Genomic DNA, 15,142 nt, shown 5'->3' with positions numbered 1-15,142 from the left:
GGCGGGCCATCGGCGCGGGCGAACGGATCTATCAGATGTTGCAATGGGTGCCTTTCCGGTTGTCACAATACTGGCGCGCCACGCGGCAAGGTCAACGCAATAGCTGTGCCTTGGTCAGGCTGAACCCGGATGCGATCCAGCGGTCTTCCAGTTCGGCCAGCCGTTTGCCCAGCGCCGGGCCCTGATAGTCCGGCATCAGGTCAGCGGCTTTCAAGGGAAAAACCTGCGCCTCGCCCTGGCTGGCCTGTGCCAGAGCCTCGGGCGCAAGGGGCTGCCCCAACATGGCCGCGCGCAACAGCAGGATGTCGCGCGCTATCGCTGCACCTTGGCGATAGCCCAATTCAGCAGCGGAAGATTCGGTCTCTAACCCGGCACGCAGAACCTGTAGGTGGCGCGCATCGGCCTTGGAGAGGCGCAAGCAATCCACCACATCCTGCCCGCCCAGACTGGCCAGCCGGCGGATCGCATCCGGCGCAATACCTGCCTGTCCTTCCAAATGCACCAGCGGGGCCAGCGCGGTGTCATCTGCCCCCGGCAGGACAACGCCCAGAACACCCGCCGCGCGCATCGCCGCGACCGAGGGTGCAGGGTCGGGGGCTGCCAGCAATTTGCGGATTTCCGCCCCGACACGTTCGCGCGACAGATGCGCCAGCCCCTCCAGATGCGCGGCAATGGCGGCCAGCGCCTCGGCATCCATCCCGGCGTCGGCATCGCCGTACCAGGCGTGAAACCGGAAAAACCGCAGGATGCGCAGGTAATCCTCGGCGATCCGTTGCGCGGGATCGTCGATGAACCGCACCCGCCGCGCACGCAGATCGGGCAGGCCGCCCAGAGGGTCGATCACCGTGCCATCCGCGCGGGCATAGAGCGCATTCATGGTGAAATCGCGCCGCCGCGCATCCTGTTCCACATCGTCGGCAAAGGCGACGGTGGCGCGACGACCGTCAGTATCGATGTCACGGCGAAAGGTGGTGATCTCGAACGGCGCACCTTTCAGAACCAGCGTGACGGTGCCATGCTCCACCCCGGTCGGCACCGCCTTGATCCCGCCCTGTTCCGCCAGCGCGATCACCCGCCCGGGGCGCGCGTCGGTGGCGATGTCCATGTCGCTGACAGGTGCGCCCAACAGATCGTTGCGCACGCAGCCGCCAACCAGAAGTGCCTGATGTCCGCCATCGCCCAGCAGCGCCAGAACCCGCTGCAACGCGGGGTCGTCGATCCAATCGCCCCTGATCCGCATCAGCCCTGCATCCGGTCGGCCAGCCCGCGCAGGATACGCGCGGTGGCCCCCCAGATGTAGTACGGCCCCCAGGGCACGGTGAAATAGTGCCGCCTTGTGCCACGCCAGCGCCGCGACTGGATGCTGAATTGCGCCGGATCGGTGACGTGATCCAGCGGCACCTCGAACACCTCATCGACCTCGCCGGGCTCGGCCACGAACCGGAACGGCGCATGGATGCGCGCGATCACCGGGGTCATGTGAAAGGCGGTGACGGTTTCATGCGCGGGCAAGCTGCCCAGAACCTCGACATTGGCGGGGTCCAGCCCGATTTCCTCGCGCGCTTCGCGCAGGGCGGCAGCGACAACATCCGCGTCACCCGGATCAACCTTGCCCCCCGGAAAGGCGATCTGGCCGGGATGGTGTTTCAGATGGCTTGAGCGTTTCGTCAGGATCACCCGAACGCCATCCTCGCGCGGCAACAGACCCACCAGAACGCCCGCTGCGCGCAGTTTGCGCCCTTCGGGCATCACCGCGTCGGGGTTCAGGTCGAAATCGGAGGATGCGGCACTGTACCGGCCCAAAGCGGCAATGACGGAGTCCAGCGGATCACGCACCGTCGTCCGATCCTTTTTTCGCCTCGAACCCCAGCGTTTCCGGGTCCAGGTCGTAATGCGCGCCGCAGAACTGGCAGTCGGCGGTCACGCGACCCTCATCGGTTGTCATATGGGCGATGTCCTTGGCCGAATAGATCGACAGGCTTTGGCGGACGCGATCCTCGGAGCAGGTGCACCCGAAGCGCACGGCCTGCGCATCGAACACACGCGGCTGTTCCTCGTGAAACAGGCGCACCAGCAACTCGGTCGAACTGATCGAGGGGCCGATCATTTCATCGGCGTCAACGGTATCCAGCAGGATGTTGACGCGGTTCCAATCCTCGCGATTGTCGTCGCCCACCACATCCTCGGCCGCCAGCAATCCATCAGAGCCCGACCCGCCGCCCGTCACATGCGGACTGGCCTTGGGCATGTGTTGCAGCATGATGCCACCCGCACGCCAATGCGCCGCCCCGGCGTTTTCGTCAGATTTTCCGAATGACAGCGAAAACCGTGTCGGCAATTGCTCGGACTGCGCAAAATACGCCTCGGCGCAAGCGGCCAGCGATCCGCCGGTCAGCGGCGTGATCCCCTGATAGGGGGCCATGTCGCGGCCCTGATCGATCATGATCGCAAAATACCCCGCGCCGATCTGATCGAATGGCCCGGCCTCGGTCAGACGGTCGCGGTCAAAGCTGGCATAGGCGCGGATGCGCGCTGGCTCGCCCGGGGCCGAAGGGCCAAAGTAATCGGTGGCGATCATGCGCACCGGACCCTTGGATTGCACCTGCAGCGACAGCTTCCAGCGCAGCTTGATCGTCTGACCGATCAGCGCGGTCAAAAGGGCCATCTCGGCCACCAGCGCCTCGACCTGCGGGGGGTAATCGTGTTGACGCAGGACACCGTCCAGCACGCCGTCAAGACGCGCGACACGCCCGCGCATATCTGAATTATCAAGCTGGAACGGCAATACAGCGTCGTCCCAGGCAAGTTTCGATCCTATGGTCATGGGATTTCCTTATGCGCCTTGCCCTGCCATACCGCGCCTATATAGCTGCTGCAAGGCACTGTCCAAGGAGGCCCGCATGATCCCCCGTTTCGGCCCGGCACCCCACGCGGATGTGAAATACCGGCTGCGTCCCGGGGCTTATGCGATCCTGCCGCAGGGCGGCGACCTGCTGCTGACCTTTCAGGACGCACCGAAACCCGAGCTGCAATTGCCCGGCGGTGGTATCGATCCTGGCGAATCGCCCCTGCGCGCGCTGTACCGCGAGGTGTATGAAGAAACCGGCTGGTCCATCGCCGCGCCACGGCGTCTGGGGGCGTTCCGGCGGTTCGTGTTCATGCCCGAATATGATCTGTGGGCCGAAAAGCTGTGCGTGATATACATGGCATATCCGGTGCGCCCGCTTGGCCCGCCCACGGAACCCGGGCACAGTGTGGTCTGGGCCGCGCCGCGGGTGGCCGCCAAGGAACTGGGCAACAGCGGCGACCGGCATTTCGTGGCGCGTTTTGCCATGGGATAGACCCTAATCAGGCCCCCAGTATTCCAGCAGAACGGCCGAGACGTCGTCGGCCATCGGCCCGCCGCCTTCGCGGTGGCTGAGAGCCCAGAACATGTCGTCCAGCACCTCTGGACCGCTGCGCCCGACCTGATCGGTCAGCATCGAAACCAGCCCCTCCTCGCCCAGCATTGCGCCGGTGCCATCCTCGGATTCGGTAAACCCGTCAGAATACAGCAGCAGGCGGTCACCGGGGTTCAGCCGCAGATCAAAGCAGGTGTAATCCGCACCCGGCAGCAAGCCGATAGGCAAACCACCCTGCCCCGCAAACTCCACCGTGCCCTGCGCGCGCTGGATAACGGGATGAGGATGGCCCGCCTGCACCATCCGCACATGACCCGATCGCAGATCAACGGTGGCATAGACCATGGTGAAATACTCCTCGACCCCTGCATCCGCCAGCAGACGGTCGTTCAGGTCGCGCGCGACCTCGCCCGGGGGGCGCATGACGAAAAACCGCTCCAACCGGCGTTGCAGGGCGATGTTCTGATCCAGAAACCGCCCGCTGAGGTAGCTGGCAAGCCGCGCGGTCATCAGGGCCGAGGTGATCCCATGCCCTGACACATCGATGGAATACACGCCGATCCGGTTTTCGCCCGGACAAAACAACCCCACCAGGTCGCCGCCCACATGACCGCAGGGTTTGAGCAGCATGGAAACCTGCGAGCGCCCGAAAGCGCAGAACCGATCCGGCACCAGCGATTCCTGTATTTTGCGCGCCTGAACCAGATCGCGGTCGATCGCGTCATACAGCCCTTGCAATTCATCCAGCGCGCCCGACAGGCGCTCGGATTTGGCCTGCAACTCGCGCTCCATCCGCAGGACGCGCTGGCCTGCGTTGATGCGCGCGCGCAGTTCGGCGGTGTTGACCGGCTTGGTCAGGAAATCATCCGCCCCGCAATCAAGGCCCCGTGCCACCGCGTCCTTTTCGGTTTTCGAGGTCAGAAGGATGAAATACCCATAGGTTTCGCGCGGCAGGGCGCGAAAATGCTGACAGAACTCCAGCCCGTCCATACCGGGCATCATCCAGTCGGACAGCACCAGATCGGGCGGACGGAACCGGCACCGCTCCAGCGCGTTGTGACCCGAGTCGGCCTCGTCCACGGCAAAACCCCATTTGCGCAGCGACGCCGCCAGAATGCGCCGCTGCGCCCCGCTGTCATCGACCACCAGCACGCGCAACAGACCGGCATCACCGGTCATCTGCATCGTCTGCTGGGATCGGGGTGCCTGCACGAAACCCGCCTTTCTTCTTGTGTCTGCAATCTTGTGCCGCCCGGCGCGTTAAAGACCTGTAAAAGTTAAAATGCCTTGTTTTCCGGCGGTGTTGCCAAGGTTTTGTTAACCCCCAAAGACGATCCTGCCAGTCAGGAGGCCTGGGATGATCGACTGGACACGCATTGACACCCTGCGCGACGAAATCGGCGCGGATTGCCTGCAAGAGGTGGTCGATCTGTTCCTCGAGGAAATCGAAGAAGTCATCGCCCGCCTGCGCGCCGGGCCAGTGGACAATCTGGGGGCGGACCTGCATTTTCTGAAAGGCGGCGCGCTGAACCTTGGGTTCAGCGAGTTCGCGGCGCTGTGCAACACGGGCGAACACGCCTGCGCCCAGGGTCAGGCAGATCATGTCGATCTGCCCGCGATCCTTGCCAGCTATGATGCGTCGCGCGCGGTGTTTTTGAAAGGTCGCGCGGAATGACCCGTCAGATCAGGAAATCCGCCATGATCTCGTCATCGGTGATGTCACGAAACGCAAAACCACGGGCATTCACCCGCTCGAACAACCCGGCGAAATTTCCGGCCTTGCCGGTTTCGATCCCGATCAGGACCGAGCCGAAGTTGCGCGAGTTCTTCTTGAGATATTCGAACCGCGTGATGTTGTCATCGGCCCCCAGCAGATCCAGAAAATCGCGCAGCGCACCGGGGCGTTGCGGCAGGCGCAGGATGAAATACTTCTTTAACCCCTGCCATTTCATCGACCGTTCCTTGACCTCGGGCAGGCGCTCGAAATCGAAATTCCCACCCGATGTCACGCAGACCACGCGCTTGCCGCGGATCGTGTCGGCCACATCCGCCAGCGCGTCCACCGCCAGCGCACCCGCCGGTTCCAGAACGATGCCCTCGACGTTCAGCATGTCCAGCATGGTGCCGCAGATGCGGTTCTCGGGCGCGGCCAGCACGTCGGCCAGATCCAAATCGCGCAGCTTTTCGAACGGGCGTGCACCGATACGCGCGACCGCCGCACCATCGACAAAGCTGTCCACCCGGTCCAGCGTCACGGGGGCCCCGGCCTGCACCGCCGCGAACAGGCTGCGCCCACCCGCCGGTTCCACGAACGTATAGGTGCAGCGCGCGCAAAAAAACGCGCGCACCCCGGCAGACAGGCCCCCGCCACCCACCGGCAGGATGATGTGATCGGGCGCGCCACCCATCTGCACGGCGATTTCCACCGCAACGCTGGCCTGCCCCTCGATCACGTCGTCATCATCGAACGGTGCTAGGAAATGCGCGCCCTGCGCGGTGCAGAACGCCTGCGCCTCGGCCAGCGTGTCGTCGAAAAAATCGCCGGTCAGGCGGATTTCCACGGCATCTCCACCAAAAATCTGGGTCTTCTGGATCTTTTGCTGCGGTGTCGTCACCGGCATGAAGATCACGCCGCGCACCCCGAAATGCCGGCACATATAGGCCACGCCCTGCGCATGATTGCCCGCACTGGCGCAGACAAACAGCCCCTGATCGGGCCGGGTTTCCAGCACCTTGCGCATGGAATTGAACGCCCCGCGCAGCTTGTAGCTGCGCACCGGCGACAGATCCTCGCGCTTGAGCCAGATTTCAGCCTCAAACCGCTCGGACAGATGGGCGTTCATCTGCAAGGGCGTCTCGGCGAACACCTCGCGCATCGCGCGCTCGGCCACGCGGGCCATATCCTGAAAACTTGTCATGTCTGCCGTGATGGCGGGCAAATCGCGCAATGGCAAGGCGGCTGCACGGTATTCATCGGCACACGAGGCCAATGTTGCGTCCCTTGCGTAAAGGCGCTAGGCGGTTGCAAACTCAACTTCTGGAGATTTCCATGTCCGCGCCCAAGAAAGTCGTGCTGGCCTATTCCGGTGGCCTTGATACCTCGATCATCCTGAAATGGCTGCAAACCGAGTATGATTGCGAGGTGGTGACCTTTACCGCCGATCTGGGCCAGGGCGAGGAGCTGGACCCCGCCCGCAAGAAGGCCGAGATGCTGGGGATCGCGCCCGAGAACATCTATATCGAGGACGTGCGCGAGGAATTCGTGCGCGATTTCGTCTTCCCGATGTTCCGCGCAAATGCGCTGTACGAGGGTCTGTACCTGCTGGGCACGTCAATCGCGCGGCCGCTGATTTCCAAGCGCCTGGTCGAGATTGCCGCCGAAACCGGCGCCGATGCCGTCGCCCATGGCGCGACCGGCAAGGGCAACGATCAGGTGCGGTTCGAACTGTCGGCCTATGCGCTGAACCCCGATATCAAGGTGATCGCCCCCTGGCGCGAATGGGACCTGACCAGTCGCACCAAGCTGCTGGAATTTGCCGAAGCGCACCAGATTCCGGTGGCCAAGGACAAGCGCGGCGAGGCCCCGTTCAGCGTGGATGCCAACCTGCTGCACACCTCGTCCGAGGGCAAGGTGCTGGAAGATCCCGCAGTCGATGCCCCCGACTACGTCTATCAGCGCACAAATGCGCCCGAAGATGCGCCCGATACGCCCGAAATGGTCGAAATCGGTTTTGTGCAGGGCGATGCCGTCAGCATCAATGGCGAGGCCCTGTCGCCCGCCACGATCCTGACCCGGCTGAACGAACTGGGCCGTGTGCATGGCATCGGGCGGCTGGATTTCGTGGAAAACCGCTTTGTCGGGATGAAATCGCGCGGGATCTACGAAACCCCCGGCGGCACCATCCTGCTTGAGGCGCATCGCGGGATCGAACAGATCACACTGGACTCGGGTGCCGGCCATCTGAAGGATTCGATCATGCCGCGCTATGCCGAGCTGATCTATAACGGCTTCTGGTTCAGCCCCGAGCGCGAGATGCTGCAAGCCCTCATCGACAAGAGCCAGGAGCATGTGACCGGCACGGTCCGGTTGAAGCTCTACAAAGGTCTGGCGCGTACCGTTGGCCGCTGGTCCGATCACAGTCTCTATTCCGAGGCGCATGTGACGTTCGAGGATGACGCCGGCGCCTATGACCAGAAGGACGCGCAGGGGTTCATCCAGCTTAACGCGCTGCGTCTGAAACTGCTGGCGGCGCGGAACCGGCGGCTGAAGGGTTAAGGCCCGCAACGTCACCCTTGCGAACACCGGCATTTGCCCGCCAGAACTGGCGGGCATTTTCCTTTGGGGCATACCATGCTGAACGACATCGCCGACCGGATCAACACCGCGCTGAACGGCCAAACCTTTGACGGATCACTGAAATTCGATTGCGGCCAGGACGGCGTTCTGGTGCTGGCCGACAATCGTGCCACGACCGTGGATCAGGACGCTGACTGCACGATCCGGCTGAGCCCCGAGAACCTCAAGGCGTTGCTGACCGGCAAGCTGAACCCGATGACCGGTGTAATGATGGGCAAACTGAAGGTCAGCGGCAATCCGGCCGTGGCGATGAAGCTGGGATCGTTGCTGAAATAGGCTCTATTCCAGCGTGATCTTGTGCTTTTCCAGCGCGGCGTAATGCGGCATCGCCTGCGCGGCCAGGTCGGCCATCGCTCCGTCCAATACTGGCAACTTGCCCTCGGGCGGGGCAAAGCCGGTGCTGTCATGCACCGCCGCGTACCAATGCGCGGCCCAGATGCCGTCGTCGGGATGCCCACCGGGTGGCCAGCGCAGCATGTTTTCAGTCCAGTCCAACCCTATTTCCGAACACAGTTTACGCAGAATTTTCAAGGGATTACGACGTATATCCGTGCTGTCGATCACTAACGGGGACTGACCCAGCGCGATACAGTGATTGAATAGTTCCGCCTGCTGGACAAAGCCGATGTCGGCCAGAGTGGGCCGGTCGTATTTTGCGCCGAAACTGGCCACCACGCGAGCCGGATGGCGGATCAGGAACACGTTGACCACATCCGCCATCCAGTCGCGCGGGATGCCGGGCAGCGAGAAACGCGCGAAAGTTGGTGATGCCCTGAGGGGCGGCATATCAAGGCGGTGTCGAGTCGCCGTCAATTCTCTGCTGAGAAAAGGATATACCACATGCCAGAGACTACCATCACCCAACTGCCCGATCCATCGGGATTTAGCTCCGACCCGTTCACTGACGTTCTGCGCGATGGCGCGCGCAAGCTGATCGAACAGGCGATCCATGCCGAGTTGGCCATGCTCATGAACGCCTTTTCCGGGGAGACGCTCGAAGATGGACGGGCACGCCTGGTGCGTCATGGTCACTTACCTGAACGCGAGGTTATGACCGGCATTGGTCCGGTGCCGGTGAAAGTGCCGCGCGTGCGGGATCGGGGTGCTGGCGAAGACAAGGTCACGTTCACGCCCAGCATCCTGCCGCGGTATCTGCGCAAGGCAAAGTCGGTCGAGGATCTGCTGCCGTGGCTCTACCTCAAGGGCGTGTCCACGGGCGACTTCAGCGAGGCTCTGGAGGCGCTGCTGGGCCCGAATGCCAAGGGCTTATCTGCCAAGACCGTCACCCGGTTAAAGGCTGACTGGTGGCACGACTACGAGGCGTGGCAGAAACGCGACCTTGGCAACCGGCGCTTTCTCTACGTCTGGGCGGATGGCGTCTACTTCAAACCGAGAATGGCTGAAGAAAAACAATGTGTTCTGGTGGTTGTCGGGGCGGATGAATATGGCCGCAAGGAGCTTCTGGCGATGACCGACGGTTTCCGCGAGAGCACGCAAAGCTGGCGTGAGGTGCTGCTCGACCTCAAACGCCGCGGCCTGAAACAGGATCCCAAGCTGGCCATAGGCGACGGTGCTCTGGGGTTCTGGACCGCGCTGCGCGAGGTGTTCGCCACGACGCGGGAGCAGCGCTGTTGGGTCCATAAAACGATGAACGTGCTGAACGCGCTGCCGAAATCCATCCAAGCCAAGGCCAAGGGCCATCTGCACGACATCTGGCAGGCCGAGACACAAGCCAAGGCGAACGCCGCCTTCGACTTCTTCGTCGAAACCTATGGGGTGAAATGGGACAAGGCGGTGGCCAAGCTGGTCAAGGATCGGGACGCGATGCTGACCTTCTACGACTATCCGGCGGAACAATGGAAACACATCCGGACGTCAAACCCGATCGAGAGCACCTTCGCCACCGTCCGACATCGAACGAAACGCACCAAGGGATGCCTCAGCCGCAAGACCGGGCTGGCCATGGCGTTCAAGTTGATGATGTCGGCGCAGAAAAAATGGCGCAAACTCGATGGCCGGAACCGCCTGCCCGAGATCATCCAAGGGGTTGAGTTCCGCGACGGCCTCCGCCAACTTTAAACCGCCGCCTGATCACGCGTCACCAACTTCTGCGCATATCTCCCGGGCAGCATGTGCTGGCACATGTGTTTCTGATAGAAATTCGGCCTTTGCGCAGGGTTAGAGCCTGTCAGAGCGGCGATCACCTGCGCGGGATCGGTGCTTTGACTGCCGATGATCTGGTCCCGCATCGGATGGGTCAGCCCGGTCTGCGACAGGTAGGCGGCATAGAACGGTTCATCCACCACGGCGCAATCGCCCCGCGCGGCAAAGGCATACATCATCGCGGTCGACAGGTTGCGCGGGCCGCTCCACATCGCGATTTTCATCTGTCACATCCCATGCACGGTGCATGCACAACCCATGCGCAGGCTGTCATGCCCGGGCCCCGCGATCAGATCCTTGTAAAGCCCGCGAATCCGCTCGGTCATCGGACCCATCTGCCCAGTGCCGATCTGCCGCCCGTCAATCTCGCCCACCGGGGTTTGCGCGCCGAAGGTGCCGGTCAGGAACGCCTCGTCCGCCCCATATGTATCAACCAGGCTGAAGTTGCGCTCGAACACCGGGATGTCATTGGCGCGGCACAGGTCGATCACTTTCTGCCGGGTGATCCCGTTCATGCAGTAGTCGCCCGTGCTGGTCCAGACCTGCCCGCGCCGCACGATGAAGAAGTTGCAGGCGTTGGTGGTGTTAACGAACCCATGCACATCCAGCATCAGCGCCTCGTCCGCGCCTGCCTTTTCGGCGGCGATGCAGGCCAGGATGCAGTTCAGCTTGCTGTGCGAGTTCAGTTTCGGATCCTGCGTCATCGGCAAACCGCGCAGATGCGGCACGGTGGCCAGACGGATCGGGCGCGGGATGCTGGGCCGCGAATGTTCCATGATGATCGCCACGGTCGGCCCCTGCCGCGACAGGCCCGGATGCTGAAAGGGGCGGGTTTTCACCCCGCGCGTCACCATCAGCCGGGCGTGAGCATCACCGGTCATGCCATTGGCCTGTTGCGTGTCCAGAATGGCCTGAAACACCTGATCGCGGGTCAGGCCGATGTCCAGATCGATGGCCTTGGCCGCCTCGAACAGGCGATCCAGATGCTCATCCGCAAAGGCCCATGTGTTGTCATACAGGCGCAGCCCCTCCCACACGCCATCGCCCAGCATGAAACCGCTGTCATAGACGCTGACCAGCGCCTGCGCCTTTGGCACGATCTGCCCGTTCAGCCAGATCAGGATCTGGTCGTTCCTGGCGTCTTCCTCGGCCTGATGGGTGGTGATGTGATCGGTCATGCGCGCCCCCGTTTCCCCCACGCTAGACCGGGTCGCAGCGGGGGAAAAGCCCTTCACCGCCGGTCACCCTTGCGTGACTTTGCGTTGCAGGGGCTATGACGACTCAAGCTTGCGGCGCAAAGTTTGCGTAAAGTATGGAGTACGACCCATGGCGAAACGAATGCGAGTTCTGAAAACCATCGCGCTGGTGCTGGCGATTGCGGCGGGGTGGACCGTGCAATCGGGGAAGGTTCAGGCTGCGGAAACCGAGATCCTGACCGTGGCGGGCGGCTGTTTCTGGTGCGTCGAGGCCGATTTTGAAAAGGTGCGCGGCGTATCCGAGGTTGTGTCGGGCTATTCCGGGGGCACCACAAGGAACCCGACCTACAAAGAGGTGACACGCGGCGGCACCGGTCATTACGAGGCGGTGCAGATCATGTTCGACCCCGCGCAGGTCAGCCGCGAGCAGTTGCTGCACATGTTCATGCGCTCGGTCGATCCCACGGATGCGGGCGGGCAGTTCTGCGATCGCGGCGAAAGCTATCGCACGGCGATTTTCGTCTCTGATCAGGCGGAAAAGCAACTGGCGCAGCAGGTCGTCGCCAAGGCGCAGGCCGAGCTGGGGCAAGAGATCGTCACGCCGGTACTGGATGCCAAGGAGTTCTACCTGGCCGAGGATTATCACCAGGATTACTACAAGAGTGACAAGTTGATCCTGTCGCGCTTTGGACCGATCAGCCAGGAAAAGGCGTACACACGGTATCGCGATGCCTGTGGGCGCGACGAGCGGGTCAGGCAGTTGTGGGGCAGCGCCGCACCCTTTGCCAGCTAGGCCAGAAACGCATCGACCTGTGCGCGGGTCGGGATGGCGTCGGCCGTTCCGGCCCGCGTGACCTTTAGCGCGGCGGCGGCGGCGGCAAGGCGCAGCGCATCGTCCGGCGTCATGCCCTGCGACAGCCCGGCCACAAGATACCCCGCAAAGGTATCGCCCGCCCCCGTGGTATCGACAACATCAACCGGATGAGCGGGAACAGTGACTGTTTTTCCACCTTCGTGCCAATCCACCCCATCGGCCCCCTTGGTCACGACAACCCGGGGAACCGGAAGATCGGCAAGGGTCACGCCCAGCGCATCGCACAGTTGCGCGGCCTCGACCGCATTCAGCAGCAACAGATCCGTCATCGGCAGGATTGCCCGCACGGCATCCACCTCGAATGGTGCGGCGGAATAGGCCACGCTGGCCCCTGCGGCACGCGCGCGCTGCGCCGCCTCGACCTGAAGGTTCGTTTCGTTCTGCAACAGCAGCCAGTCGCCCGGCTCGGCCGCGTCCATCGTGGTCAGCTGATCAGGAGTCAGGGCACGGTTTGCGCCGGGATAGACTATGATCTGGTTCTCGCCTCTCGGATCGACGCAGATGATGGCGTGGCCGGTTGGCGTGTCGATCTGCACGATCGCATGGGTCTGCACGCCATATCCCGCCAGCCGGTCCAGCGCCCAACCGCCATCGCGCCCCACTGCCCCGATATGCACCACATCCGCCCCGGCCCGCGCGGCGGCGACCGACTGGTTTGCCCCTTTGCCGCCCAGCCCGGTCGTCAAAGACCGGGCCGCCAGGGTTTCGCCCGGACCGGGCAGATGCGGCACCAGATAGGTGTGATCTGCGTTGATGGAGCCGAAGGTGAACAGGGTCATCCTACCCCACCTTGCACGAGGCCAGCACCGCCATGTTCAGGATGTCGGTGGCCGTGGCGTTGGACGAACAGATCTGGATCGACGCGCCGATGCCCGACAGGATCGGCCCGATCACCGTGGCCCCGGCCATTTCCTGCATCAACTTGACCGAGATCGAGGCCGAGTGCCGCGCGGGCACCACAAGGATGTTGGCCGGGCCCGACAGGCGCTGGAACGGGAAGCTGGCCTGCGCCTTGGGGTTCAGGGCCACATCGACCGTCATCTCGCCCTCGAACTCGAAATCGACGCCGCGGCGCTCCAGCACCTGCGGGGCAAGGTGCATCTTTTCGGCGCGCTCGGACCTTGGATAGCCGAAGGTAGAAAACGACACGAAGGCCACGCGCGGCTCAAGCCCCAGATGACGGGCCACGTCTGCCGCGCGACAGGCGATATTGGCAAGATCCTCCTGATCAGGCCATTCGTGCACCAGCGTGTCGGCGATCAGAACGATGCGCCCCTTGTGCAGCAGCGCGGTGATGCCCGCGGCCCCATGGTCGGCATCGGCGTCAAAGACGTGGTTGATAAGCTCCATCACATGGGCGGATTTGCGGGTCGCGCCGGTGATCATCCCGTCGCCATGCCCGTGCGCCAGCATCAGGGCCGAAAACACGTGGCGATCACGCCCGGCCAGCCGGTTGATGTCGTGTCGGTCATGGCCCTTGCGTTGCAGGCGCTCGTAGAGAAACTCCTTGTACGTTTCCAGGTGCCGAGTGTTGGCGGCGTTCACCACCTCAAGCTCGCGCACGGCATCGCCCAGGCCTGCGGCCTCGAGCTTTTCCTTCACGTCGCTTTCCCGGCCGACAACCAGCGCCTTGCCCAGCCCCTGCCGCTGGTACATCACGGCGGCGCGCAGGACGCGGATGTCGTCGCCTTCGGCAAAGATCATGCGGGCCTGCGCGTTGCGGGCACGCAGGTTGATGCCGCGCAGGATGCTGGCCGTCGGGTCCATGCGCGATTTCAGGCCCAGTTCATAGGCGTCCATGTCGATGATCGGCCTGCGCGCGGCCCCGGTGTTCATCCCCGCACGGGCAACGGCGGGCGGAATCCGGTGGATCAGGCGCGGATCGAACGGCGTGGGGATGATGTAGTCGCGTCCGAACGTCAGCTTGCGGCCATAGGCGATTGCAACCTCGTCCGGCACATCCTCGCGGGCAAGTTCGGCCAGCGCCTCAGCGCAGGCGATCTTCATCTCGTCGTTGATGGCGCGGGCGTGGATATCCAGCGCACCGCGAAACAGGTAGGGAAAGCCAAGGACGTTGTTGACCTGGTTGGGATAATCGCTGCGTCCGGTGGCGACGATGGCATCCTGACGAACCTCATGCGCTTCTTCCGGGGTAATTTCGGGGTCGGGGTTGGCCATGGCAAAGATCACCGGGTTGTCGCCCATGCTGGCGACCATGTCGGGCGTCACGGCACCCTTGACCGACACGCCCAGAAACACGTCGGCGCCCACCATCACCTCTTCCAGCGTTCTCGCCTCGGTGGTGACGGCATGGGCCGATTTCCACTGGTTCATGCCGTCGGTGCGGCCCTGATAGATCACGCCCTTGGTGTCGCAGACGATGCAGTTTTCATGCCGCGCGCCCATGCGCTTGAGAAGTTCGATACAGGCGATCCCGGCGGCCCCTGCCCCGTTCAGCACGATCTTCACATCCTCGATCTTTTTCCCCGAGATATGCAGCGCGTTGATCAGACCGGCGGCGCAGATCACCGCGGTGCCGTGCTGGTCGTCGTGGAAAACGGGGATATCCATTTCCTCTTTCAGGCGCTGTTCGATGATGAAACATTCAGGCGCCTTGATATCTTCGAGGTTGATGCCGCCGAATGTCGGCCCCATCAGCCGCACCGCGTTGCAGAACGCATCGACGTCTTCGGTATCCAGTTCGATGTCGATGCTGTTCACATCGGCAAAGCGTTTGAACAGAACCGCCTTGCCCTCCATCACCGGCTTCGAGCCCAACGCACCCAGATTGCCCAGACCCAGGACCGCCGTGCCGTTGGAAATCACCGCCACAAGGTTGCCCTTGTTGGTGTAGTCATAGGCAAGTTCGGGGTTGGCCGCGATATCCTCGCACGGGACTGCAACGCCCGGCGAATAGGCCAGCGACAGATCGCGCTGTGTGGTCATGGGGACGGTTGCGTTCACCTCCCACTTGCCAGGGGTGGGTTCGAGGTGAAAGGCACGCGCCTCTTCGCGGGTGATGCGGTTTTTTGTCATTATGCAGCGGCCTTCAGATCAAGGGTTTCAGCCTCTTACCTTGGGTGATGCCCTGCCTCAAGGTTTTGCGCCAATTCGGGCTTGGAGGCAGGCAGCCGCATTTGTAAGGTCACAC

At 63.0% G+C, this 15,142-nt stretch carries 15 protein-coding genes and 1 pseudogene; 6 read left to right on the top strand and 10 right to left on the bottom strand.

Annotated elements, in window-relative coordinates:
* Nucleotides 1–91: 91 nt before the first annotated feature.
* From ACFTOW_RS19800 to hslO, 3 genes are read right to left on the bottom strand one after another with little or no spacing between them, the layout of a single operon-like run.
* Nucleotides 92–1,240, bottom strand: coding sequence for a CCA tRNA nucleotidyltransferase (locus ACFTOW_RS19800; protein ID WP_379919023.1), 1,149 nt, complete (start codon nt 1,238–1,240; stop codon nt 92–94).
* Nucleotides 1,240–1,836 carry a CoA pyrophosphatase gene (locus tag ACFTOW_RS19795; protein ID WP_379919021.1) on the bottom strand — a complete coding sequence of 199 codons (597 nt, stop codon included), beginning with the start codon at nt 1,834–1,836 and terminating at the stop codon, nt 1,240–1,242. Before ACFTOW_RS19795 ends, ACFTOW_RS19800 begins: the two co-directional genes overlap by 1 nt.
* On the bottom strand, nt 1,829–2,824 hold the full coding sequence (hslO, locus tag ACFTOW_RS19790; RefSeq protein ID WP_379919019.1) for an Hsp33 family molecular chaperone HslO: 996 nt from the start codon (nt 2,822–2,824) through the stop codon (nt 1,829–1,831). Before hslO ends, ACFTOW_RS19795 begins: the two co-directional genes overlap by 8 nt.
* 76 nt (nt 2,825–2,900) lie before the next feature.
* Between hslO and ACFTOW_RS19785 the strand changes: the two genes are divergently transcribed.
* Entirely contained in the window at nt 2,901–3,341 is a 441-nt protein-coding gene (locus ACFTOW_RS19785) for an NUDIX hydrolase (RefSeq protein ID WP_379919017.1), read from the top strand.
* Nucleotides 3,342–3,344: 3 nt separating this feature from the next.
* Here ACFTOW_RS19785 and ACFTOW_RS19780 read toward each other — a convergent pair whose 3' ends face one another.
* A complete protein-coding gene (locus ACFTOW_RS19780; RefSeq protein WP_379919056.1) occupies nt 3,345–4,586 on the bottom strand; it encodes a PP2C family protein-serine/threonine phosphatase in 1,242 nt (413 codons plus the stop codon).
* A gap of 172 nt (nt 4,587–4,758) precedes the next feature.
* On the opposite strand from ACFTOW_RS19780, the gene ACFTOW_RS19775 reads away from it, so the two are divergent.
* Nucleotides 4,759–5,076 carry an Hpt domain-containing protein gene (locus ACFTOW_RS19775; RefSeq protein ID WP_379919015.1) on the top strand — a complete coding sequence of 106 codons (318 nt, stop codon included), beginning with the start codon at nt 4,759–4,761 and terminating at the stop codon, nt 5,074–5,076.
* 4 nt (nt 5,077–5,080) lie between these two features.
* Here the strand turns inward: ACFTOW_RS19775 and ilvA are convergent, their stop codons facing one another.
* Entirely contained in the window at nt 5,081–6,319 is a 1,239-nt protein-coding gene (ilvA, locus tag ACFTOW_RS19770) for a threonine ammonia-lyase IlvA (protein ID WP_379919013.1), read from the bottom strand.
* A 131-nt stretch (nt 6,320–6,450) separates the two neighbouring features.
* Between ilvA and ACFTOW_RS19765 the strand changes: the two genes are divergently transcribed.
* Nucleotides 6,451–7,677: an argininosuccinate synthase gene (locus ACFTOW_RS19765; protein ID WP_379919011.1), complete on the top strand. Its 1,227-nt coding sequence runs from the start codon at nt 6,451–6,453 to the stop codon at nt 7,675–7,677.
* Nucleotides 7,678–7,752: 75 nt separating this feature from the next.
* Nucleotides 7,753–8,034 carry an SCP2 sterol-binding domain-containing protein gene (locus ACFTOW_RS19760; RefSeq protein WP_379919009.1) on the top strand — a complete coding sequence of 94 codons (282 nt, stop codon included), beginning with the start codon at nt 7,753–7,755 and terminating at the stop codon, nt 8,032–8,034.
* 3 nt (nt 8,035–8,037) lie between these two features.
* Here the strand turns inward: ACFTOW_RS19760 and ACFTOW_RS19755 are convergent, their stop codons facing one another.
* Nucleotides 8,038–8,544, bottom strand: coding sequence for a sulfotransferase-like domain-containing protein (locus ACFTOW_RS19755; protein ID WP_379919007.1), 507 nt, complete (start codon nt 8,542–8,544; stop codon nt 8,038–8,040).
* 54 nt (nt 8,545–8,598) lie between these two features.
* Here ACFTOW_RS19755 and ACFTOW_RS19750 point away from each other — a divergent pair, with 54 nt between their 5' ends.
* A complete protein-coding gene (locus tag ACFTOW_RS19750) occupies nt 8,599–9,837 on the top strand; it encodes an IS256 family transposase (protein ID WP_465261614.1) in 1,239 nt (412 codons plus the stop codon).
* 41 nt (nt 9,838–9,878) lie between these two features.
* On the opposite strand, the pseudogene ACFTOW_RS19745 reads toward ACFTOW_RS19750, so the two are convergent.
* A pseudogene (locus tag ACFTOW_RS19745) lies at nt 9,879–10,145 on the bottom strand (sulfotransferase-like domain-containing protein); the annotation flags it as partial.
* A 3-nt stretch (nt 10,146–10,148) separates the two neighbouring features.
* Nucleotides 10,149–11,099, bottom strand: coding sequence for a D-amino acid aminotransferase (locus ACFTOW_RS19740; protein WP_379919005.1), 951 nt, complete (start codon nt 11,097–11,099; stop codon nt 10,149–10,151).
* Between the two features lie 148 nt (nt 11,100–11,247).
* On the opposite strand from ACFTOW_RS19740, the gene msrA reads away from it, so the two are divergent.
* On the top strand, nt 11,248–11,910 hold the full coding sequence (gene msrA, locus ACFTOW_RS19735; RefSeq protein WP_379919003.1) for a peptide-methionine (S)-S-oxide reductase MsrA: 663 nt from the start codon (nt 11,248–11,250) through the stop codon (nt 11,908–11,910).
* Here msrA and ACFTOW_RS19730 read toward each other — a convergent pair.
* Both ACFTOW_RS19730 and ACFTOW_RS19725 read right to left on the bottom strand, forming a co-directional pair.
* Complete coding sequence (locus ACFTOW_RS19730) at nt 11,907–12,770, bottom strand: ribokinase (RefSeq protein WP_379919001.1); 864 nt, start codon at nt 12,768–12,770, stop codon at nt 11,907–11,909. The genes msrA and ACFTOW_RS19730 overlap by 4 nt on opposite strands.
* A gap of 1 nt (nt 12,771) precedes the next feature.
* The gene (locus ACFTOW_RS19725; RefSeq protein WP_379918999.1) at nt 12,772–15,027 is read right to left on the bottom strand and encodes an NADP-dependent malic enzyme; all 2,256 of its coding nucleotides are present in this window, start codon (nt 15,025–15,027) and stop codon (nt 12,772–12,774) included.
* Nucleotides 15,028–15,142: the final 115 nt, after the last annotated feature.

The organism is Lacimonas salitolerans (assembly GCF_042677865.1).
Classification (GTDB): domain Bacteria; phylum Pseudomonadota; class Alphaproteobacteria; order Rhodobacterales; family Rhodobacteraceae; genus Lutimaribacter; species Lutimaribacter salitolerans.
This window is presented reverse-complemented; position numbering and strand designations above follow the sequence as displayed.